This is a genomic window from Aquirufa echingensis (assembly GCF_042714525.1).
GTDB classification, from domain to species: domain Bacteria; phylum Bacteroidota; class Bacteroidia; order Cytophagales; family Spirosomataceae; genus Aquirufa; species Aquirufa echingensis.
The window spans coordinates 121,283-143,111 of the sequence record NZ_JBBKYA010000002.1; the positions used below are offsets into that span (position 1 = coordinate 121,283).

At 43.0% G+C, this 21,829-nt stretch carries 19 protein-coding genes; 11 read left to right on the top strand and 8 right to left on the bottom strand.

Annotated elements, in window-relative coordinates; translation table 11 throughout:
- The 5 genes from SKC38_RS03225 to SKC38_RS03245 form a co-directional block, all read right to left on the bottom strand.
- Window positions 1–1,260 carry a sugar isomerase gene (locus SKC38_RS03225; RefSeq protein WP_377975039.1) on the bottom strand — a complete coding sequence of 420 codons (1,260 nt, stop codon included), beginning with the start codon at window positions 1,258–1,260 and terminating at the stop codon, window positions 1–3.
- 5 nt (window positions 1,261–1,265) lie between these two features.
- Window positions 1,266–3,344, bottom strand: a complete 2,079-nt coding sequence (locus tag SKC38_RS03230; RefSeq protein ID WP_377975040.1) for a bifunctional aldolase/short-chain dehydrogenase — start codon at window positions 3,342–3,344, stop codon at window positions 1,266–1,268.
- A 75-nt stretch (window positions 3,345–3,419) separates the two neighbouring features.
- Window positions 3,420–5,750, bottom strand: a complete 2,331-nt coding sequence (locus SKC38_RS03235; protein WP_377975042.1) for an alpha-L-rhamnosidase-related protein — start codon at window positions 5,748–5,750, stop codon at window positions 3,420–3,422.
- Window positions 5,751–5,822: 72 nt separating this feature from the next.
- A complete protein-coding gene (locus SKC38_RS03240) occupies window positions 5,823–7,145 on the bottom strand; it encodes an amidohydrolase (protein WP_377975044.1) in 1,323 nt (440 codons plus the stop codon).
- Window positions 7,146–7,246: 101 nt separating this feature from the next.
- Window positions 7,247–8,170: a sugar phosphate isomerase/epimerase family protein gene (locus tag SKC38_RS03245; RefSeq protein ID WP_377975046.1), complete on the bottom strand. Its 924-nt coding sequence runs from the start codon at window positions 8,168–8,170 to the stop codon at window positions 7,247–7,249.
- A 75-nt stretch (window positions 8,171–8,245) separates the two neighbouring features.
- Between SKC38_RS03245 and SKC38_RS03250 the strand changes: the two genes are divergently transcribed.
- On the top strand, window positions 8,246–9,490 hold the full coding sequence (locus SKC38_RS03250; protein ID WP_377975048.1) for a replication-associated recombination protein A: 1,245 nt from the start codon (window positions 8,246–8,248) through the stop codon (window positions 9,488–9,490).
- On the opposite strand, the gene SKC38_RS03255 is transcribed toward SKC38_RS03250, so the two are convergent.
- Window positions 9,465–10,118 carry a thiamine diphosphokinase gene (locus SKC38_RS03255; protein WP_377975049.1) on the bottom strand — a complete coding sequence of 218 codons (654 nt, stop codon included), beginning with the start codon at window positions 10,116–10,118 and terminating at the stop codon, window positions 9,465–9,467. The two genes, SKC38_RS03250 and SKC38_RS03255, sit on opposite strands and share 26 nt — an antisense overlap.
- Window positions 10,118–10,591, bottom strand: a complete 474-nt coding sequence (gene moaC / locus SKC38_RS03260) for a cyclic pyranopterin monophosphate synthase MoaC (protein WP_377975051.1) — start codon at window positions 10,589–10,591, stop codon at window positions 10,118–10,120. Before moaC ends, SKC38_RS03255 begins: the two co-directional genes overlap by 1 nt.
- An 83-nt stretch (window positions 10,592–10,674) precedes the next feature.
- On the opposite strand from moaC, the gene SKC38_RS03265 reads away from it, so the two are divergent.
- From SKC38_RS03265 to SKC38_RS03285, 5 genes are read left to right on the top strand one after another with little or no spacing between them, the layout of a single operon-like run.
- On the top strand, window positions 10,675–11,811 hold the full coding sequence (locus SKC38_RS03265; RefSeq protein WP_377975053.1) for a molybdopterin molybdotransferase MoeA: 1,137 nt from the start codon (window positions 10,675–10,677) through the stop codon (window positions 11,809–11,811).
- A gap of 6 nt (window positions 11,812–11,817) precedes the next feature.
- A complete protein-coding gene (locus SKC38_RS03270; RefSeq protein WP_377975055.1) occupies window positions 11,818–12,834 on the top strand; it encodes a dipeptide epimerase in 1,017 nt (338 codons plus the stop codon).
- 1 nt (window position 12,835) lies between these two features.
- Window positions 12,836–13,831, top strand: coding sequence for a PLP-dependent aminotransferase family protein (locus SKC38_RS03275; RefSeq protein ID WP_377975056.1), 996 nt, complete (start codon window positions 12,836–12,838; stop codon window positions 13,829–13,831).
- Complete coding sequence (locus SKC38_RS03280; RefSeq protein ID WP_377975058.1) at window positions 13,818–15,059, top strand: serine hydrolase; 1,242 nt, start codon at window positions 13,818–13,820, stop codon at window positions 15,057–15,059. The genes SKC38_RS03275 and SKC38_RS03280 overlap by 14 nt, the downstream gene beginning before the upstream one ends.
- The gene (locus SKC38_RS03285) at window positions 15,049–15,978 is read left to right on the top strand and encodes a C40 family peptidase (RefSeq protein WP_377975060.1); all 930 of its coding nucleotides are present in this window, start codon (window positions 15,049–15,051) and stop codon (window positions 15,976–15,978) included. Before SKC38_RS03280 ends, SKC38_RS03285 begins: the two co-directional genes overlap by 11 nt.
- Here the strand turns inward: SKC38_RS03285 and lgt are convergent.
- Entirely contained in the window at window positions 15,975–16,802 is an 828-nt protein-coding gene (gene lgt / locus SKC38_RS03290; RefSeq protein ID WP_377975062.1) for a prolipoprotein diacylglyceryl transferase, read from the bottom strand. The genes SKC38_RS03285 and lgt overlap by 4 nt on opposite strands.
- A gap of 385 nt (window positions 16,803–17,187) precedes the next feature.
- Here lgt and SKC38_RS03295 point away from each other — a divergent pair, with 385 nt between their 5' ends.
- From SKC38_RS03295 to SKC38_RS03315, 5 genes are all read left to right on the top strand, one after another.
- Window positions 17,188–18,360: a PepSY-like domain-containing protein gene (locus SKC38_RS03295; RefSeq protein ID WP_377975063.1), complete on the top strand. Its 1,173-nt coding sequence runs from the start codon at window positions 17,188–17,190 to the stop codon at window positions 18,358–18,360.
- A gap of 66 nt (window positions 18,361–18,426) precedes the next feature.
- Window positions 18,427–19,002 (top strand): FHA domain-containing protein, encoded by a 576-nt coding sequence (locus SKC38_RS03300; RefSeq protein ID WP_377975065.1) that lies wholly within the window; start codon window positions 18,427–18,429, stop codon window positions 19,000–19,002.
- Window positions 19,003–19,070: 68 nt separating this feature from the next.
- Complete coding sequence (locus SKC38_RS03305; protein ID WP_377975067.1) at window positions 19,071–19,814, top strand: NIPSNAP family protein; 744 nt, start codon at window positions 19,071–19,073, stop codon at window positions 19,812–19,814.
- 47 nt (window positions 19,815–19,861) lie between these two features.
- Window positions 19,862–20,767, top strand: coding sequence for a glycoside hydrolase family protein (locus SKC38_RS03310; protein WP_377975068.1), 906 nt, complete (start codon window positions 19,862–19,864; stop codon window positions 20,765–20,767).
- 4 nt (window positions 20,768–20,771) lie between these two features.
- Complete coding sequence (locus SKC38_RS03315; protein WP_377975070.1) at window positions 20,772–21,800, top strand: glycosyltransferase family 2 protein; 1,029 nt, start codon at window positions 20,772–20,774, stop codon at window positions 21,798–21,800.
- The last annotated feature ends 29 nt before the right edge of the window (window positions 21,801–21,829 follow it).

Genomic DNA, 21,829 nt, shown 5'->3' on the forward strand with positions numbered 1-21,829 from the left:
TTACAATCCTGTCGCTACCGTTTTTGCTCCACGTGCCTTGATTAAATGATCACGCAATTTCTCCTGACGGAACAAGGCGATCGGATCCAAAGCTCCACCTAATTCCAAACGTGCTTGCGCCACTAATGCGCGCACATCCGTACGGAAAACGGCCTGCAATATTTCTTGACAACGAACTACATCATTCGCTTCACGAGCTGTTTCTAAGGCTGCGCGGTCCACCAATAAAGCTTGCGCATAGGCAATTTGAATGGCTTCCACCGATTGCAATAAATCTTCCAGAGGATCCTTCACATTGTGTGAAGCGTCGATCATCCAACCTAAATCTTTGGCATGATTCATTCCTTTGGCATCCATTCCGTCTACCAATTCATTGAAGATCAAGAACAATTGATACGGTTTAATCGAACCTGCCGTCAAATCATCATCGCCGTATTTCGAATCATTGAAGTGGAAACCACCCAATTTACCTTCCATCAAGAGAATGGAAACGATTTGCTCGATGTTGGCATTCGGCAAATGGTGCCCTAAATCGACCAAAGTTTTTGCCTGTGGCCCTAATTTATTTACCATCGAATACGATGCACCCCAATCTCCCACAGTAGTTGAATAGAAGTTCGGCTCGTAAGCCTTGTATTCCAAATACAAAGACCAGTCGGCTGGTAGCGCCGCATAAATCTCCCGCAAACTATCCACCGTGCGCTCATAGGCGTGACGGAAGTTTAATTGGCCTGGAAAACAAGAACCATCCGATAACCAAACAGTCAATGCCTTCGATCCAAGCGAGACACCTTGCTTAATCACTTCAATGTTGTGATCAATCGCTTGTTTCCGAGTCGCCGCAGAAACATGTTGCAAAGAGCCAAATTTATACGAATGTGCTTGATCCGTTTGATCCTGAAAAGTATTTGAATTCACGGCATCGAATGCCAAACCGTGTTGGGCAGCCAACGTGCGAATCGCCGCAGGATCCGTAGGAATATCCCAAGGAATGTGCAAAGAAATCGCACCTGAAGACTGATTTAAGGCATGCAATAAACCCACATCCGCGATTTTTTCTTCCAAATTACGCGGTTCGCCTCCGCCAGAAAAGCGGCCAAAACGGGTTCCTCCCGTGCCTAAAGCCCATGAAGGAATCGCGATTTGAAAATCTTTTAATTTCTGCAAAATGCCGGAAGGCAAGTTCACCTCAGATTTCAAGAAATCCAGTCGGCGGGTATGTTGGGCTAAAAGTGCCTCGTTGTGATTTGAAATATTCATGCTTCTTATCTTAAAAATCCTGCAGCTACACCACCATCTACATTTAACGCATTTCCGGTCGACTTATTTAATAAGCCTCCTACGAATGCAAAACATGCGTTGGCAATATCATCTGGCAAAATAGATTCGTTCAAAAGGGTACGTTTCGCGTAATATGCGGGTAATTCAGCTACCGTGATGCCATAGGCTTTTGCACGACCTTCGGCCCAGCCACCAGCCCAGATATTGGAATCTGCGATCACCGCATCTGGGTTAACAGAATTTACACGGATATGATCCGGTCCTAATTCCGCGGCTAACAAACGGGTCATGTGCGCCTGAGCTGCTTTGGCTGAACCATAACCTACATTGTTCGGTCCTGCAACAAAAGCATTCTTCGACACGATGTTCACGATGTCGCCACCCAATCCCTGCTTGCGCATCACAGCAATTGCCGCTTGCGAAACCAAGTATTGTCCCTTCACTAAAATGTCATATAACTTATCCCAGTCGGCCTGCGTATGCTCCAAAATCCCTTTCGAAATCGAGATCCCCGCATTATTCACGATTAAATCCACCCCACCAAAATCCAAGCAAGCCTGCTTCATCGCCGCCTCAATGGATTCCTGATTCGTTACATCAGCAATGACCGTAGATACCACATCTTTCCCGAACAAGCTCACAAACTCTGCTTTCGCCTCTGCTAAACGATCCGCGTTCACGTCATTTAAAATCACGCAAGCACCTTCTTGAGCCATTTTTTTGGCAATCGCCTTACCGATTCCCCCACCCGATCCAGTCACAAATGCGATACGGCCAGATAAAGCTTTGGGCTTCGGCATGCGTTGGAGTTTGGCTTCTTCCAACAACCAATATTCAATATCAAAAGCTTCTTGACGAGGCAAGGAAGTATAAGACGAAATCGCCTCCGCTCCGCGCATTACGTTGATTGCATTCGTATAAAACTCGGCGGCAACGCGAGCCGTTTGTTTGTCTTTGGCAAAGGTAAACATCCCCACACCCGGATATAAAATCACCACTGGATTTGGATCACGCATCGCTGGGGAATTCGCATGTTTGCAAGAATCGTAATAAGATCCGTACATGATGCGGTAATCCTCAAATAAAGGCGTCAAGGCCTCCACGGAAACATCCGAACCTAACACCAATGGCGAAATTTTCGTCCGCAAGAAGTGATCTGGGCAAGAGGTTCCTAAAGGTGCCAAACGATCTAAATCATTCGAATTGATGAATTGCAAGACACGCTCATCGTCGGAGAAATGACCCACCATCTGCACATGTGACGAACAAAATCCACGTAAAATGGGTGCTAACGCTGCTGCCTTAGCGGCTCTTTCTTCAGCAGAAAACGATGACATGCGCGCACCGCCAAAAACCGTTTTGGTTTTCGATTCAATGTATTCCGCACATTTTTCAATGACCTCGAGGGTGTTAACATAACACTCGTAAGAAGTGTCGCCCCAGGTAAATAAACCGTGCGAGCCCAACATGATGCCACGTAATTGGACACCGCGTGAAGCTGCCTCGTCCAAACAAGCTTTTAATTGCAGGCCAAGGTCAAAGCCAGGACGTTGCCAGCCCACCCAGCCAATTAATCCACCGAACAAGTCTTTGGTAATTTGCTCACCATCTTTTGATGCCGCAATCGCAATGGCCGCATCAGGATGCAAGTGATCGATGTGCTTGAAAGGTAAAAATCCGTGCAATGGTGTATCGATGGACGGGGCTTTGGATGACAAATCAAAAATGCAATGATTGAATAATTCAACCATCTCATCTTCGTGTTCCAAACCGCGGTAAACATTTGTCAACGAACGTAAGCGATCCACGTACAAAGCGGCACAGCCTGACTTCTTCAAGGTCCCGATATCGCCACCGGAGCCTTTGATCCACATCACTTCCGTTTCCGAACCTGTCAACGGGTCTTTGTCTTGTAATTTCACCGAGGTATTTCCACCGCCGTAATTCGTGATGCGTAAATCCGCTCCTAAAATGTTCGAACGGTAGATGAATAGGTCGACTTCATTCCCTGCGAGTGCCGCTGCTTTGGCATCATCCCAAAGGTAAGATACGTGTTTGTACATGTTGCTTTTTTATTTTTTCCAAAACTACGCTTGCAAAAGCGCCTAACCGTCCTATCCGTGATAGGGATAGTCAAATTATTTTTGGGTATTTATACTATTCTTTCCGGCTTTTAATGGATATTTTTTCCCTTTCCAAACAAAGGTTCCATTCACTGTTCCCGGCAAGGTGATCGAGGCACTCCCTGATTTGTATTGCACTTGAATTTCCCCCTGCGGATGCGGTACAATGCCTTCCACTTCTTTGAGCTCTCCTAGATGTGGTTCGATCTTAACTTTGGCAAAAGCCGGCGCATCTGAATCTACGCCCAAAACGATGCGGAAGAATTCAATGTTAGGACTTGCGCCCCATGCATGGCAATCCGATCTGGACGTGGAAATATCCGAGGTTTCCGCCCAAGTCGACAAGCCCATATCGATGTTTTCCTTCCATTTATCAAGCCATTTCATATAATCATTGCCTTGACCAGCTTTCGTTAAGGCTAAGTGTAAGTAGTATTTAAAGTAGATAGACGCAGGCGCTAAATCTTTGTCAGTCAAGAGCTTACTTGACACCCCGCCAGCGTCAAAACCCGCCAAAATGGCAAGAGAATTTGCGTGTTGGGAAAATTTATCGTGCACTTCCGTATCTGCATACAAACCCCTAGCAGCATCCCAGTATAAGGCTCTCAACACAGGTTTCAATGCCTTCACTTTCGCCTCATAGCGTGCAGCCAATTCGGGAAAGCCAAAATAACGTTCGATTTCCGCCGCATTTTGCAAGATCCACACATACTGAAAATCGATCACCGCTGAACGACCCGAAGGCCCAACTGGAGCAATTCCCCGTGGCCAAGCATTCACCCAGTCGGAAAATGTCCAATAAGGAATGTTTTGCAAGGTTCCATCGGTTCCTTCGAAACGCGAAAAATAATCCAAAATCCCACGCATGCCGGATAATTTATTTTTCAGGAACGAAGGATCTTTACCATAGCGCAAATAATCATGCAACATCCCGATGTACCACAAAGAGAAGGTCGGAATTTGCTGGTGCAAATCCGTCGGGTATCTGCTCAGCGTAATTCCTTCCGCTATTCTCGAATGATCCATGTGGTCCAGCGCCTGACGAACCAAACGTTCGTCCCCAGCATAATATAAACTTACAAGCGCCTGAATCCGTGCATCGCCAATGTATTGCAATTGCTCATAATAGGGACAATCCATGTAGGTTTCCATCGCACATAAACGGGCTGTGCGAAAGCCCACGTCAAGTAATTGGGGAATCAAGGGATTATCCGTTTTCAACGTAGCCTTCGCCTGAAAAGGAAACCCCGTAAACACACTCTTGAAATCCTGCAAAGTCAAAGCATCTGATTCCGTCTTTACGGTCAAACGCACATAGCGAAACGTGCGATAGGTCATCGTTTCAAACGTATGCGTGGCACCATCGGCAATAAGGCTATCCTTCCGACCAAGCCAGTATTTATCCTCAATATCATTACGATTACCCTTATGATTCCCATTTTTCGTAGTCGTGCTCAAAGGCTTTTTTTCGTATAAACCTTCGGCATAGGTAAGGCCAATTTTAGCATCCTTTCCTCCTGAAAACGTTAATTGCGGGTATGCATTTGTCAATACTCCTTGATCGATCCACAGATCCACCGAAGAATTCGCAGGTACCACGAGCGATTTCCCGTGAATCAAATCACCCTCTCCTTTGCGAATAGCCGCAAATCGTTGCTCCTTTAATTCCATTGCTGGAATCGCAGCTGGATATAACATCCAACCCCTTGAATCGATAGCCGCGCCTTTTGTTAAACCTGGACCTAAGGATTTCGCGGAAATGAAAGGCGACCAGGATTTGGCATATTCCTGCAATTCACCTTGACCCGCCACATAATATCCTGGCACGCGAGGCTGCAATGGGGATACCCCTAGATTTTTAGCCACTTGCCAATTCATATTGGTGTTCAACGCGGCATGAGCCTCCTCATCGGCCTGCAAAATAAATCCCGTCGCATACGAAATTTGGGCTTCCGACTTCCCTTTGCCCTCATTCCAAACCAAGGCCTCCAAGGTATTTTCTCCCACCTTTAAATAAGGCGCGATGTCCAAGGTCTCAAAATTCCAGAAATACAAATCGCCACGAGCTGGTCCAGCCGACACCCACGTGCCATTCACATATAATTTATAGCGATTATCTCCAGAAACGTGAATGAGACATTTGGCAGGTTTTTCGGCAAGATTAACAGTCTTTTGAAATTTAAAAACGCCATAATCTTTCAAGCCCTGTAGTGAATAAATACTATTCGCATTTTCTGAATAGGTAATCCAGGATGCTTTCCAGGGTTTACGCCAAAGTTCAGGTTTAAGATTTTGTGCATAGGCCAAAGGGCCTACTAGCAGGAGGAATAGGAGGAGTTTTTTCATAGGTTTAATGTAGAGACGCGATACTTCGCGTCTAAAAAAAAGAGACGCAAAGTATTGCGTCTCTACATGTTTTTATTTCTTTTTCTTCGGCTGTGCCATATCCATGTAGTCTACGACCAAGCTACTCAAGGCTTTCACCCCCACTTGGAAATGACCTTCATCCAAATGGAAATCTGGAGTATGGTGTCCTGCCACTTCATCGGCTTTTTTGTTATCCGGTCTTGCTCCTAAAAAGAAGAAGAAACCAGGCACTTTTTGTTGGAAGAATGAAAAATCTTCCGCACCTGTATGTGCAGGAACAGTTCTAACGCGATCCTTTCCATTCACTCCTTGCAAAGTTGGCAACATCTTTTCCACCAATTGCGGATTGTTATACGTTACCGGATATCCTGTACCGATCGTCACATCTGCTTTCCCGCCACCACTTTCGGCGATATTCGTTGCGATATCTTTGATGCGTTGGTGAACCAATTGACGTTGTTCTACGCCAAAAGTCCGGATCGTTCCGATCATATGAGAAGATTCTGGAATGATGTTTTGGCGAATACCACTGTGAATGGCGCCAACTGTCACAATCGCAGGATCTTCGGTGATGTTTACGGAACGCGAAACGATGGTTTGTAATCCCATCACGATTTGAGAAGAAATAACAATCGGATCAATTCCTGTCCAAGGAGATGCGCCATGCGCTTGCTTTCCTTTGACCTTGATGTCCAATTGGTCTACTGCCGCCATAGTTGCCCCAGGCTTGTATTCCAAAACACCATTATCTGAACCCGATGCAATATGTAAACCAAAAATCACATCCACTTTCGGATTTTCTAAAACCCCTTCTTTCACCATCAATTCGGCACCAGAAAGGATCATTTCTCCTTTGTCGTCATAAACACCCTCTTCGGCCGGTTGGAATATAAACTTCACTGTTCCCGCTAAATTCGCCTTTTCAGATGCCAAAATTTCCGCAACCGCCATCAAGATGGCCACATGCGAATCGTGTCCGCAAGCGTGCATGACACCTGTTTTCTGACCATTAAATTCAGTGATTACTTTAGATTTGAAGGGCAAATCACCACGCTCTGAAACGGGCAATCCGTCCATGTCAGCGCGTAGAGCAACCACAGGACCCGGCTTAGCACCTTTCAATACACCCACAACACCTGTATACCCTACTTTCTCCTGCACTTCGATGCCCAACGAACGTAAGTGCGCTGCAACAATACCCGCTGTGCGTACCTCTTGGTTGCCTAATTCAGGATGCTCGTGGAAATCGCGACGCCAAGCAATGACCTTGTCTTTCAAAGCATCCGCTTTTTGCGCAATAACGGGTTTTAATGAGGATTGCGCAGACGCGAAAAATGGTGCTGCGAGTAGGGCGATGAAGGTTAGTTTTTTCATTCGTAATTGTTTGTTTTTTTCAAATCCCCAGGCTGAAGCCTGGGGCTATTTTTTAACCTCAAGCTTCAGCCTGAGGACTTGGGCAAACGCCCAAAATCAATCTATTTATACCCCCAACCACGCATGATGGCAATATTCTCCTTCATACAGTCAAGCGGTTGTAATCCTTGATAAGCTTCTTGTTCAATAATAAAGTGCTTCGTTCCGCCCTCTTTGTCGCCTAATTTCACCAAAGCCTGTACATCAATTTGACCTGATCCTTTTCCAAGAATCGTTGATTCAAAATGTTCATGACCTGTTTTGGCTGGCACTTCGTCTTTCACGTGCATGGAAACGAAACGACCTGGGAATTTCTTCATCACTTCGGCAGGAACTCCCCCACCATTGATCATATTACCTATGTCTAATTGTTGGGCTACGAGTTTCGGATCTGTATTGTTCAACATAATATCATATAACAATTCACCTTCCAGTTTCTCCGAAAACTCGAAATCATGGTTATGGTAGCCAAAACGCATACCGAATTTGTTACACAATTCTCCCGATTTATTGAAGATGTCCATGTATTTCAACAACAGGTTTTTATCCTTGCGAATCCCCATGTCGATGGATGGACTTATGACTAATTCCTGTCCCAAAACAGCAGCATCTTCCACAGTATATTTCCACAAATCAGTGAAATCATTTTTTGCGTCGTCCCAATGAAGCTTACCCATTACAGTATGTCCTGAAGGCATTTTCATCCCTAAATCATCGAGACGCTTGCGGAATTCTTTGGCTTCCCAACCGTAAAACTTGCGATTAACGTAATTGGCATGTTCTACATATTTATAGCCCATTTCTGCCAAAGCATTCAAGGTTGCTTGTGGATCCTTACGCATATCGTCGCGTACTGAATACAATTGAACCCCAACTAATTTCTTGTATTTAACGGCTGCCAAACTCTGCAAAGCAGGAGAAGCAAAAGCCAATGCGCCTAGACCAAAGGCCGAATTGCGCAAAAAGGAACGACGTGATGAATTCATATTTTAATAGGTTTATTTAGTTCTCCAAGCTACTAATTCTATTTCTAATTTACAAAATTCCCGTAACTTCGAAGGATGATGCAACCACTCGCAGAACGCATGCGCCCCACTTCCCTTGAAGACTACATTGGCCAAGAAAAGGTCATTGGAGCTCATGCACCCCTGCGCAAGGCAATCGAGGCAGGACATCTACCCTCTTGTATTCTATGGGGTCCTCCCGGGGTAGGAAAAACGACCTTAGCCACCTTATTAGCGGGTGCATTAAAACGTACAATCTACACGCTCTCCGCCGTACAATCTGGCGTAAAAGAAGTCCGTGAAACACTCGAATTAGCGAAGAAAAACCGCATGTTCGAGGCGCAATCACCTATTCTTTTCATCGATGAGATTCACCGTTTCTCCAAGTCACAGCAAGACTCCTTGCTAAATGCGGTCGAAAAAGGAATCGTCACTTTGGTGGGAGCAACAACGGAAAATCCATCTTTCGAAGTTATTTCAGCCCTTTTGTCGCGATGTCAAGTATATGTATTGGAGTCGTTGAATGATGTTCATTTACGCCAACTCATCGACAAGGCCATTTGCACGGATAAATTATTTGCGAATAAAACCATCACGCTCACGGAAACGGACGCACTATTCCATTTTTCGGGTGGAGATGGTCGGAAATTATTGAATTTATTTGAATTGCTAATCACCACCGAAGGGGCAAATGAAATTGAAGTTACCAATGCGCTTGTCACTGAACGTTTACAGAAAAACTTGGCGCAATATGACAAAGATGGGGAACAGCATTACGACATCATTTCTGCCTTCATTAAATCCATTCGCGGTTCTGATCCGGATGCGGCTGTTTACTGGTTGGCCCGCATGCTTGCCGGTGGCGAATCTTTGGAATTCATCGGTCGGCGTTTATTAATTTTAGCCTCAGAAGACATCGGTTTAGCCAATCCGAACGCCTTGCTCCTAGCGCAGTCTTGCTTCGATTCCATCCGCGTCATTGGCAACCCGGAATCCCGCATTATTTTATCCCAAACGGTGATCTATTTGGCAACATCCCCAAAAAGTAATTCGGCCTACAATGCGATTAATAAAGCCATGGCTTTTGTGGAGCAAACGGGAAATTTACCAGTGCCTTTGCATTTACGCAATGCACCTACGCGTCTCATGAAAGATTTGAATTATGGGGCCGATTATAAATACCCGCATGATTATCCGGGAAATTGGGTGGAGCAAAACTACTTCCCGGAGGTTCCTTCGCGCCCTGTGTTCTACAAACCTTCCGAACAAGACAAAATTAATCGTGGCACTCCATCAAAATAAGGGAGCCACTTTCATAGGAAATTTTCACCATCCCATCTTCTCGCGCCTCATTGCTAGAACTTGTCTGAGTCCCAAGCCGTAATACAGGATGGTTCAAATCGTATAATAAACCGGATGATTTTACCTCAAACGCCTCCCCATAAGGCATCAAGGAAATAGGTGTTTTGGCAGGATACCATTTTTCAAACGTAGGGGGTAACAAATATGAGGTTGAATAATCATCGAAGAAGACAATCTTCATTCGCCGACCGTATCGCACCATCGAATGAAAATTATTCAAAGTATGATCCATGCGCTTTCCGGAAGCCCAAACCACATTCACGGCGGGATAACCTTCAGCCAACAAATATTCAAAAGCCTTTTCTAAATCGGTCAAATTTTGATCCGGTGTATGTACTTTTTTCAAGGGATAATCACTGAAATCCGTGATGTGTGTATGATCAAAATCGCCTAACCAAACATCCACTTTGATGCCCAATGATATCACCCGTTCCAAAGCACCATCCAGGACAAGGACCGTAGGAGACCATTCTAATAATTGGTCCAACATATCCATTGAACACGCCTCCCCATTCGCAATAATCAGCGCAGGTTCTTGTTTGTCACGAATGATGTGATGTGAGGACATTAGGCGTTGAAGTCAGATTTACCACCCGATTTTGAAATCAATTTGGTCTCTTTGATGACGATTCCTTTGGAAACCGATTTACACATGTCGTAAACGGTTAAGGCAGCGACTGAGGCGCCAACCAAGGCTTCCATTTCAACACCCGTTTTGGCTTCTAGCCGACAAATGCACGTGATCACAATTTGATCCGCTAATACTTCCGTCTCAAATTTACATGAATCCAAACCAAGTGGATGACACAAGGGAATCAAATCCGAGGTCTTTTTGGCAGCCATGGTACCTGCAATCACGGCCGTTTGTAGGATGCTACCTTTCTTATTTTGCCAACCAGCTGCCTCGAAATGTTTGACGATTTCCTCACCTAAATAGACAATGGATTGCGCTTTTGCTTCGCGCACCGTTTCATTTTTGGAACTAACATCCACCATGCCGGGGGTACCATCGGATTGCAGGTGTGAAAAATCGATCGACATAGCTGATTTGAAATTTAGAAGACAAAAATACGGGAGAATTAGCAAAAAATAGCGAAATTTAACAAATACGTAAAACAACAAACATGATCAGTCCTATTGAAGCAATTGCCCTTTTAAAAAACATCACCATTCCATTTCGGACTGAGAAATTACCCTTAGCAAAAACCTTGGGCATGAATTTGGCTGAAAAAATTGTTGCGGACCGCGATTTTCCACCATTTGACCGTGTCATGATGGATGGTATTGCTGTGAAAGACATCACCGCTCCGACCTGGAAAATTGAAGGCATTCTTTATGCGGGAGAACCCGTAAAAGCGATTAAAAAAATCGATGGTGCCTTGGAAATCATGACAGGTGCAACGGCTCCCAAAGGAACGGAAGCGATCATCAAAATTGAAGATTTAAGCATCGAGAAAAAGATTGCCACCTACATAGGTAAAACACCCTTAACAAAGGGTCAATTCATTCATACGCAAGGAATGGATGCCAAAGAAGGCACAATTTTAGTTAAAAAACGCACAAAAATCGGACCTGTGGAAATTGCCATTGCGGCCACGGTTGGCAAAGCTCACATCGAAGTGGAATCAAAACCACATGTGCACATTTTCTCCACAGGTGATGAAATTGTAGGACTTCATGAAACACCTGCGGTACATCAAATTCGGTCATCGAATGTCATGATGATGAAATCTGTCTTGTTATCAAAAGGTTTCAAAGCAAATTCGAGTCATTTACCCGATTCCGAAGAAAAAATCAAAGCCAATATCGATAAGGTCTTAGAATCCAATGACATTATTTTATTGTCGGGCGGAGTCTCTGCTGGTAAAAAAGATTTGATTCCTGCCGTCTTAACGGAAGCTGGTTTCGAAACGATCTTTCATAAAATTGCTCAGAAACCGGGTAAACCGATGTTGGTAGCCACACGCCCCGACGGCAAAGTGGTCTTCGCATTCCCAGGTAATCCGATCTCAACCTTGACTTGTTTCTGGGTCTATTTCTTACCTTGGGTATCTGGCGATTTCCCTGAATACACAGAGAAAGAAATCAAGTTTTTACCTAAACCATCCGCAGAATTAGATCAGTGGATTCCGGTTGAAAATGGCGAAACCTTGGCTCATAATGGCTCAGGCGATTTGATCAATTGGTCAAAAGCTGATGGATTAGTTTGGCAAAAAGCAGGGCAAAAAGATACCAAATTGCCATATATCCCACTTAAATAATCGTGTATGGAACTCAAGCTTCATCAATTTGACTTACCGCTCAAACACACCTTTACGATCACTCATGAATCGCGTGACGTACAGCCCACACTTATTGTGGAGTTAAGTTGGCACGGCAAAAGCGGATTCGGCGAAGCGACAGAGACCCCCTATTACGGCATCACCATGGAAAAGATGGTGTCACAAGTGGAAAGTATCCGACATTTATTACCTAGCGATATTCTTCCGCACCCGACGGATTTTTGGAAGTTGATTTCCAAAACCTTGTTGGACGACCACCCTTTCGCACTTTGCGCCTTGGATGTAGCTTATTGGGACCTTTGGGGCAAAACACACAATAAAGCGCTACATGAAATTTGGGGATTGGATATCTCCCACAACCCGATTACCGATTATACCATTGGAATTGATACCGTTGATGTCATGGTTTCCAAAATGCGGGAGATGCCATTTCCTTTATATAAAATCAAACTGGGCACGGATCAAGATTTAGAGATTGTAGAAGCCTTGCGCAAAGAAACAAAAGCTGTTTTTCGGGTGGATGCCAATACCGCTTGGACTCCTGAACAGACGATTTATTTCGCACCGGAATTAAAAAAACTGGGCGTTGAATTTATTGAACAACCCTTAAAGGCCGATAACTGGGAAGGCATGAAGCGTGTATATCAAGAATCTACATTGCCCATCATTGCCGATGAGTCTTGTATTTTGGAAGAAGATGTAGCCAAATGCTCTGGATATTTTCATGGAGTTAATATCAAGTTGATGAAATGTGGCGGTCTAACGCCTGCCCTACGAATGATCAAACAAGCGAAAAGTCTTGGCCTGAAAGTCATGGTCGGCTGCATGACCGAATCGACGATCGGTTGTTCAGCCATCGCACAATTATTACCCTTGTTGGATTACGTGGACATGGACGGCTGTTTATTAGTTGACGACCAAATCTCCAAAGGCATTACCATCGATTTTGGCACAGTACATTATGCCAAGGCTCCTGGAACGGGTGCACAATTAATTCGTTAGTATGTCGTATCAAATCCTTCAAAATCAGATCCCAGAACGCCTCGTGTCATTCGAAGGAAAAGAATACCGTTGGCTTGGGGGAACGAATTATTTGAACATTGGCACCCATCCCCTATTCCAAGAAAAACTACAGGTAGGCATTCGCATGTTTAGTCAAAATTGGGGTAGTTCCCGACTGAATAATTACCGCATGAATGTCTGGGAAAACCTGGAACATACTCTCGCAATACGCTTTCAGGTGGAAGCCGCAGCCTTATGCAGTTCAGGTTTAATTGCGGGCCAAATAGCCTTGCAATACATCACGCAAAAATATCCGAATGCAGCTATTTCCTTAGCTCCCAAAACCCATCCAGCCTTGTGGAGGCATCCACATAAACCGGCAGCGGGTTCATTCTCGGAATGGGAAAAAGATGCCCAAATTCTCTGCATGGATGGCATCGGAGCTCCTTGGGTAGAAGAATTCTTAACGGGTTTTGAGCAAAATTTATCGGCCGAGCAGACATTGATTGTGGATGAATCCCATCGTTTAGGAATCGTTTCAACGCAAATTCTAACACCGGCGAATTTGATTCAGACCAGCTCTTTATCGAAAGCCTTTGGGATACCTGCAGGGATTATTTTAGGCAAAAAATCCGACATCCTCGCGATCAAACAAGATCCCTTTTGGGTAGGTGGTTCGCCAGCTAATCCGGCCTATGTATATGCCAGTTTACATGCCCAAGAAGCCTATGATGAGCGGATCGGGCAATCACGATTACTCGCTGAAGCGTTTACAAAAAATGCGATGCAGGTGAATTATGTCAAAGATTATCCAGCATTCAGTTCCGCGGACACGAAGCTTTTTGATCATTTAAAATCCCATGGATTTTTATGTAACCAATTTGCTTATCCTGATCCAAAAGCTGCTCCTATTTGCAAAGCTATTTTACCCGCTTGCCTGCATGTTCAGGATATCGAAGAACTAAGCCAAGCCCTATTAACTTATGAAAAAGTTTAAACTAGTACTCTTTATGGGACTCTTTTCAACGTCACTGCTTCATGCCCAAGAAAATGTGATCGAGCAATTATTAAAGGCTAATCCCACATATTTTAAATCACTCACCGACAACCCATCCAAATACCGTTTGCAAATTTTATACACGCAAATAGATCGGGATGCCCAGAACAAGGCCCAATTCACCACACATGCCTATCGGGTGGATGACAATGAATATTTCTACCCCGCGAGTACAGTAAAATTGGCCGCGAGTGTGCTGGCTTTGGAAAAAATCAACAAACTGAAAATCAATAAATCGACAACATTCCATACCCTGAAAAATCGGCCAACACAGTTGGAGGTCCTAACAGACACCAGCTCCGCGAACGGCAAACCGAGCATTGAGCACTATATTAAGAAGATTTTATTGGTCTCCGACAACGAGGCCTACAACCGTTTATATGAATTTTTAGGCCAAAAAAATTTCAACAAAACCATGGCTTCCAAAGGTTTTGAAGGTGTTCGATTTACGCATCGTTTACAGACAAGCATTCCTTTGCTCGAAAATCAATACACAAACCCGGTGAAATTTGTGGATGAACAAGGCCGACTTATTTGGCAACAAAAAGAGCAGTTCAACAAGAAGCAAATCGTCTCCATGAATCCAATAATTTTAGGAAAGGGAATCATGAACGATTCGGGGCGCATCATTCCACATCCGGTTAATTTTAGCTTTAAGAATGCTTATCCGCTGCAAGCCCAACATAATTTCCTGAAACGCTTGATGTTCCCGGCTTCCTTTGAGAAAAAGGAACAATTCAAACTAAGCGCTGAAGATTATTCGTTTTTATACCGCTACATGTCGGAATACCCAACCGAATCCAAACATCCGAATTACAGCGCAGATACTACAATCGGGCCAGCCTATTGCAAATTCCTGTATTATGGAGGAGATAAAAAGGCGAACATGAATCCGAATGTTCGCATCTTCAACAAAGTAGGCGATGCCTATGGATTTTTGCTAGACAATGCCTATTTCGTTGACTTCCAGAACAAGATTGAATTTATGGTTACCGCAGCGATCTACTGCAATGAAGACGAAATATTCAATGACGACAAATACGATTATGAAACGGTTGGATTTCCCTTTTTTAAGCATTTGGGCGAGGTAATCTACCAACATGAACTTAGCCGACCAAAAACAAATCAACCTAATTTAGACTATTTGAGATTCAATTATGCGGATTAAAATCATTCTTTTATGCTTGTTGGCCCACCTATCTTGGGCACAAAAAACCATCGGAATCGTCAACATATCTGTAGCGAATATTCGGACCGAGGCGCGCGAGGGGGCCGAAATGAGTACACAGGCTTTGTTGGGAACCCCCGTTCAATTGCTTGAAAAAGCGTCAACAAAAAATTGGTATCGCGTTCAATTGCCTGATCATTATCAAGGATGGGTTGAGGGAAGTACGATTATTCGGATGGATAGTGTAGAATTTCAGGCATACCGCAAATCAGGGACGGAACTCATAATTACGGCTCCGTTCAGTAAAGTCTATCAATTCCCGAGTAGCAAATCGGAGATCATCAGCGAATTAGTTCAACATAACCGCTTGATGGCGATACGGAAAAAGATCGGATTTTGGGAAATTCGCATGGCTGATGGTGTCATTGGATATGTTTCCTTGAAAGATGTGGAAGATTATTCGACTTGGAAACAATCGAATTCAGGTCCAACAGAAAATCGAATACTTCAGTCGGCACACCAATTGATGGGCATTCCTTATTTGTGGGGAGGTACATCCATCAAAGGCATGGATTGCAGTGGATTTACGAAATTGGTATTCCAGTCGAATGGCTGGATTATTCCGCGGGATGCGAGCCAACAAGCTCGCGAGGGAATATTAGTAGACAGCCTGAGAAACTGGGAAAATTTAAAACCGGGGGATTTGTTATTCTTTGGCGAAAAGAGACCTGACGGAACTTATAAAGTCGTTCACGTGGGATTATGGGAAGGTCGGAATGCATATATCCATGCCGCCGACCGGACACGCAGAGCAAGTATGGATCCGCAATCCAAGGATTTTGACGCCTACAATTTGAACCGTTATTTATTCACAAAACGAATAAACGCGATTTCAAAAGAGGTACAAAAAATCGACTAAGCTTTTCGGTGCGAATATGCTAGCACAATCACGCCAAACAACACGGCGGGAATCGATAAAATTTGACCCATGTTCAAGGTCAAATCATTCTCAAATGCGCTTTGGTTTTCTTTCAAAAACTCGTAGAAAAAACGAAGAGTAAAGAGCACAATCATGAAATAACCCGTCATTAAACCTTCTTGGGTATCCTTTTTCTTTTTGGACCAGAACCACATCAAGGCAGCAAAAATCAACAAACAAGAAAGGGCTTCGTATAATTGTGATGGATGACGCGCAAGTACTAAATTGGGATCACTATAAGGATTGAATTCCGTATCACGTAAAAATTTAAAGCCCCAAGGCAATTCTGTTGGCTTTCCAATAATTTCCGAATTCATCAAATTCCCCATTCGAATAAAGAAACCACCCAAAGCTACAGCAGGCACAATCCGATCCGTGATGTATAAATAAGACATGCCTGGATTTTTTCGTGAGTACAAGTAAAATGCAATAAATAGACCAATCGAAGCTCCATGTGAAGCTAAACCCGAAAATGGGGGCGTGATCATTTGGATGAAAAAACGTAAGGGGTCCGCTTGCAACAAGGGAAATTCATAGAAAAAATAATGCCCAGCGCGTGCTCCTACGATTGTCGCGACCATCGTGTACATGAGTAATTGGTCCGCCTGTTCTGTTGAACGCCCCTCTTGTTTGAACATGTAGTTCACAACACGAAAACCCGCCAAAAAAGCCATGGCAAAAAAGAAGCCATACCAGCGAATCGGAAATCCAAAAAGGTCAATGATTACGGGATTGGGATCCCAAGAAATAAAAGCTGTGAACATGGGCTTATCGAATGAAACCCAAAATTAAGAGAATTTTTAAGAATTAACGCGATACTTTTCGCACGAGTACTTGAATCGATTTTTTAATGACTTTTGCAGGATAAAGCCTTTGGGGCAACCCTAAACCAAACATGCTCTGCGATGCAAATAGAAATACGACTAGTACCCAAAAGGTTCGTTGGTGATTTTTCATAGCACAAACATACAACTAAAATAGTACTATGCAATACAAGGTACTATAAATTTTAACAAATCTTATGAATTCGTAGACTTGATGTGTCGGTTCGTCGATTGCATCACCCTTATTACAATCCTAGCATACATCTTTGTACAAGATTCGCTTAGAACCTAACGTTAACTCAGTGTTCAACTAAATTTAACAACCATGAAAAAGCTCATTCTATTTGCCTTCGCTAGTACTGTACTTTTAAGCTCATGTAGCAAAGAAGAGGCCATGAATCCACAAGGATTCACAGCAATCAACGCGGCCAATGTACCACAAGCGGTACAATCTACGATCCAACAAAGTTTTCCAACTGCACAAGTAGCCTATTCTGTTATCCAACCGAATGCCTTGTATGTTGCAGATGTTACGACTCCTTCTACGGAAATGCAAATCGTATTATCATCTAAAGGTTCAATAAAAGAAGCTTTCTCTAAAATTGATTCAACGGCATTACCTACGAGTGTATTGACCTATTTATCCACCAATTATCCAGGATACGATTTATTGCATGCATCGCAAAAAACAACGGGTACACCTACGGGTTACCGAGTTGTATTAAAATATAATTCCGAGTTTTATTCTGTATTATTTGACGAAAAAGGTGCCTTTGTTTCCCAAACGACAGGAATGCCTGGTGGCCCTAAAGGTGGTAAGGAAAAAGGGAGCCATGGTCCTACCGTTACGAGTTTGACACTTACAGACCTTCCAGCAGCGGTTCAAACGGCATTAAATGGATATACGTTCCAACGTGCTATGGCAAAAATAAATGACAAAGGAGTGACCATTTACCATGTACATGCAGAGAAAGCAGGTATCGTATATGAATTAGAAATCGCTGCCAGTGGTACCATTTTAGAAAGTGAGGCACAAGAAGTTAAGCCGATTATTACAAAAGTGGACCTAACAACATTACCAGCTGCCATCACAACCTATTTAAATACCAATGCAGTTGGATGGACACTCAAAAATGCAGTGAGTGTTGCGGCTGATAATGTGATCATCCATTACCATGTTGTTGTTTCTGTAGGAGCTACAGTTCAAACGTATATGTTTGACAAAGATTTTAAATTGGTTCAAAATGCAGGAAAAGGTCCTAAAGACAATCAAGAGCTTCCTAATTTCACGGTAGCAGAAATCACTCAAGCCCAAATTCCAGCAGCCGCAATTACCTATTTGAATACGAATTATGCGGGTTGGACATTTACGAAAGCCCAAACGGTTTCAGCTGATACAACAGTGAAAGAATATGAAGTATTTATTGCCGTAGCTGGAAAAAATTACAAAGTTGAATTTGATGGAAATGGGGTTTTCCAAGGAGCCAAGTTAAAGTAAAACAAATTATCTGTGTTCTAGAAAAGGCTTGCTTCGGCAGGCCTTTTCTGTTTATTTTGAGTCGCTATGCAAGAAATCGAACCTTCTTTTCAGTGGGAATCATTATACAATGCGGCTCACGACCGCAAATCCCCATTTTATGGAAGGAGCTATTCACAAACTGAATACGAAAACGATATCTACGGCTATTATATTCATCCACTTTGGGACGAGATCGACTCCGAAACACTCTATTGCAAAATTCTTTATAGCGATTACGCACAAGGCTATTCCATCATCGAATTATTCGGCGAATGGAACGATACGCTGCACAACGACATCATGTTGCTTAAAAGGCAAGTTATCGACCACCTCTTAGCTGTTGGGATTAAACATTTTATTTTAATCGGAGAAAATGTCTTCAACTTTCATGGAAGCTATGAAGACGATTATTATGCCGAATGGTTCGAAGAAGTGGAAGATGGTTGGATCGTAGGATTGCATTTCGCAACTTTTGTTGAACAAGAATGGGCCAAATACCATGTCGATTATTACATCAATTTTGGTGGAAATTTGCAGATTCCCAATTGGCGTACCTTGAAACCGGAGATGATTTTTGCCTATTTACAGCATGTCATGGCGAAGCGACTAGGACCAGCATAAAAAATAAGCGAATCAGGATATTAATCCATTCAAATTCTACTACTTTAGCCCTTAAACTAACATTTCCTATGAAAAATATCTTACTAATTTGCTTGCTTAGCATCTCATTTTTAGGCTTTGCCAAAAAGCCAGATACGCGCTATTTTGAAATGCGCATCTACTATTGCCACCCAGGCCGACTAGACGCATTACTGCAGCGATTTACGAATCATACTACGAAGATTTTCGAAAAACATGGTATGACAAATGTGGGCTATTGGATTCCGAACAACAATACGGAGAATGCCTTGTATTACATTTTAGCTTATCCTTCTCAAGCTGCGCGTGATTCATCTTGGAAACATTTTGGCAGCGATCCTGAGTGGAAAGAAGTGGCAAGAAAATCCGAAGAAAGTGGCAAAATCGTAGCAAAAGTTACGAGCATCTTCATGAATGCAACAGATTTCAGCCCTAAAATCAAGGCATCCCACAGCGATGCAGATCGTACCTTCGAAATGCGCACTTACACGGCAACTCCTGGAAAATTAGAAAACGTTTTGACGCGCTTCCGCGACCACACGGTGAAACTTTTCAAAATGCATGGAATGGACAACATCGCCTATTTTACAACCATTCCAAAAGATGGTTCTCAGAGTAAATTGCTTTATTTCATCGCACACAAAAGTGAAGCTGCAGGCAAGGCAAGTTTTGATGCATTTCGCCTAGATCCTAAGTGGATTTCGGTGAGAGATGCATCCGAAAAAGATGGCAAAATCGTCGAAAAGGTGGAATCAATCTACATGAGCCCGACGAGTTTCTCGACAATTCGATAAATGGTCGTATCTTTGGACGTGGTCTTTCAAACACCACGTCCAATTATATGCAGTGGATAAAAAAAGGGTTAATTTTCGACGATTGTCATGCACAAGTGCCGATTGTAGACACTCAACACAAAGGTTTTTGGAGAGTATATTTTTCAAAACGCATCAATCGAGGACCAAGTCTACCCTACTACATCGATGTAGAAGCGGGAAATCCAAGCAATATTTTATTTAAATCTGATACCCCAGTATTATTGCCAGGGGAACGTGGATCTTTTGATTGGGCAGGCGTAATGCCAACCGAAATATTAACCGTAGGCTCTACTAAATATCTATTTTACATTGGCTGGGCAAATCGATTAGACGTTCCCTATCATAACAATTTGGGATTAGCCCTAAGTACAGATGGCGGAAATACCTGGAAAAAATTCTCTGAAGGTCCTGTTTTAGCCACATCGTACAAAGAACCTGGGTACGTTGGTACAATATCAATTATCAAGGAAAAAGAACTCTATTATGGTTATTATTTATCCTGTCGCAAATGGGAGGAAATTGATAATCGCATTGAGCCCATTTATGATATAAAAATTGCAACTTCTGCCAATTTGATTGATTGGCTACCATTAAATGAAACGGCGATCGGTCTCTCAGCAGATGAAGGGGGAATTTCAAAAGCTTCGATTTTAAAGTTAAAGGGAGTTTATTACATGTGGTATGCTGTTCGTAAATCAACAGATTACCGTGATAATCCACAAAACAGCTACCGAATTAAATGCGCAAAAAGCGATGATTTAATACATTGGGAAAAAATTCAATTCATGGGTCTTGACATTAATGACACACCCTCTTGGGAAGACCAAATGGTCGAATACCCCCATGTCTTTGAATACCAGAATGAAATTTATATGTTCTACAATGGAAATGGATTTGGCGATACAGGCTTTGGCTACGCAGTTTTAAGTTAGTAAAATGAATTTCGACTATTTAAATAAAGACATTTACGGTCAACCAACACTTACTGAACATCCGAAAGTCAGTATTTGTGTGATTTCATATAATCACCAAAACTATGTAAAGACATGTTTAAATAGCATATTAGAACAAAAAGTTGACTTTGCTTTTGAAATCATCTTGGGGGAGGATTGTTCAAAAGATCAAACTGCCGAAATCATCAAACAATATGCTGACCAATATCCTCACCTCATAAAAGCATATATCCGACAAAAAAATGTAGGAGCCAAAACAAACTTTTTACACTGTTTCCTGCAATGCAAGGGTGAATACATCGTTTTTATCGAAGCAGACGACTACTGGACTGACCCGCTCAAACTTCAACGCCAAGTTGATTTTTTAGACCAACATCCCCATGCATCTGCCTGCTTTCACAATGCGCAAATCATTTTTGAAGATGGCAGTAATCGGGAACCCGTTTTGATTAATCCTATTGACCAAAAACCTTGGGTAGAATCCGCCGACTTCCTCGTTGAAAAAGAAACTTGGTTCATGGCAACGGCTGCCGTGATGATGCGAAGAAAATTTGCCCAACCCCTACCAGAATGGTTTTTACACTCGAAAAGTGGTGATATTCCACTCTATGTTATTTTGGCAGAACAAGGCCCCATTGGTTATTTGCCTGAAGTAATGTCTGTTTACCGAAAAAACGAGGGAGGGATCAGCATGACCGACCATGTCCATGCAGATGCCTTTATTAAAAATAGGATTTTCATGTATTCGAGTATCAATGCTCATACAAAATACAAATACAATCACCTCATTAAGCCTATCCTGCAGGCATATTACCTAATGCGCATGGATTGCCACGAAAACAAATCCAATAAGGCCAAACAAGCTTTTTATTTCAGTCGGGCAACACTCCTAAATCCCCCGCGAACCGCGAAGGATTGGAAAAGCTATTTAAAAACGAATTTGTTAAGCCCCAAAAACCTGTTGACCTACCTCAATTTCCGTTCAAAATTGAATAAAATCATCAAAAGATAAATTTGCATTTTTTGCCGAATTAAAAGACC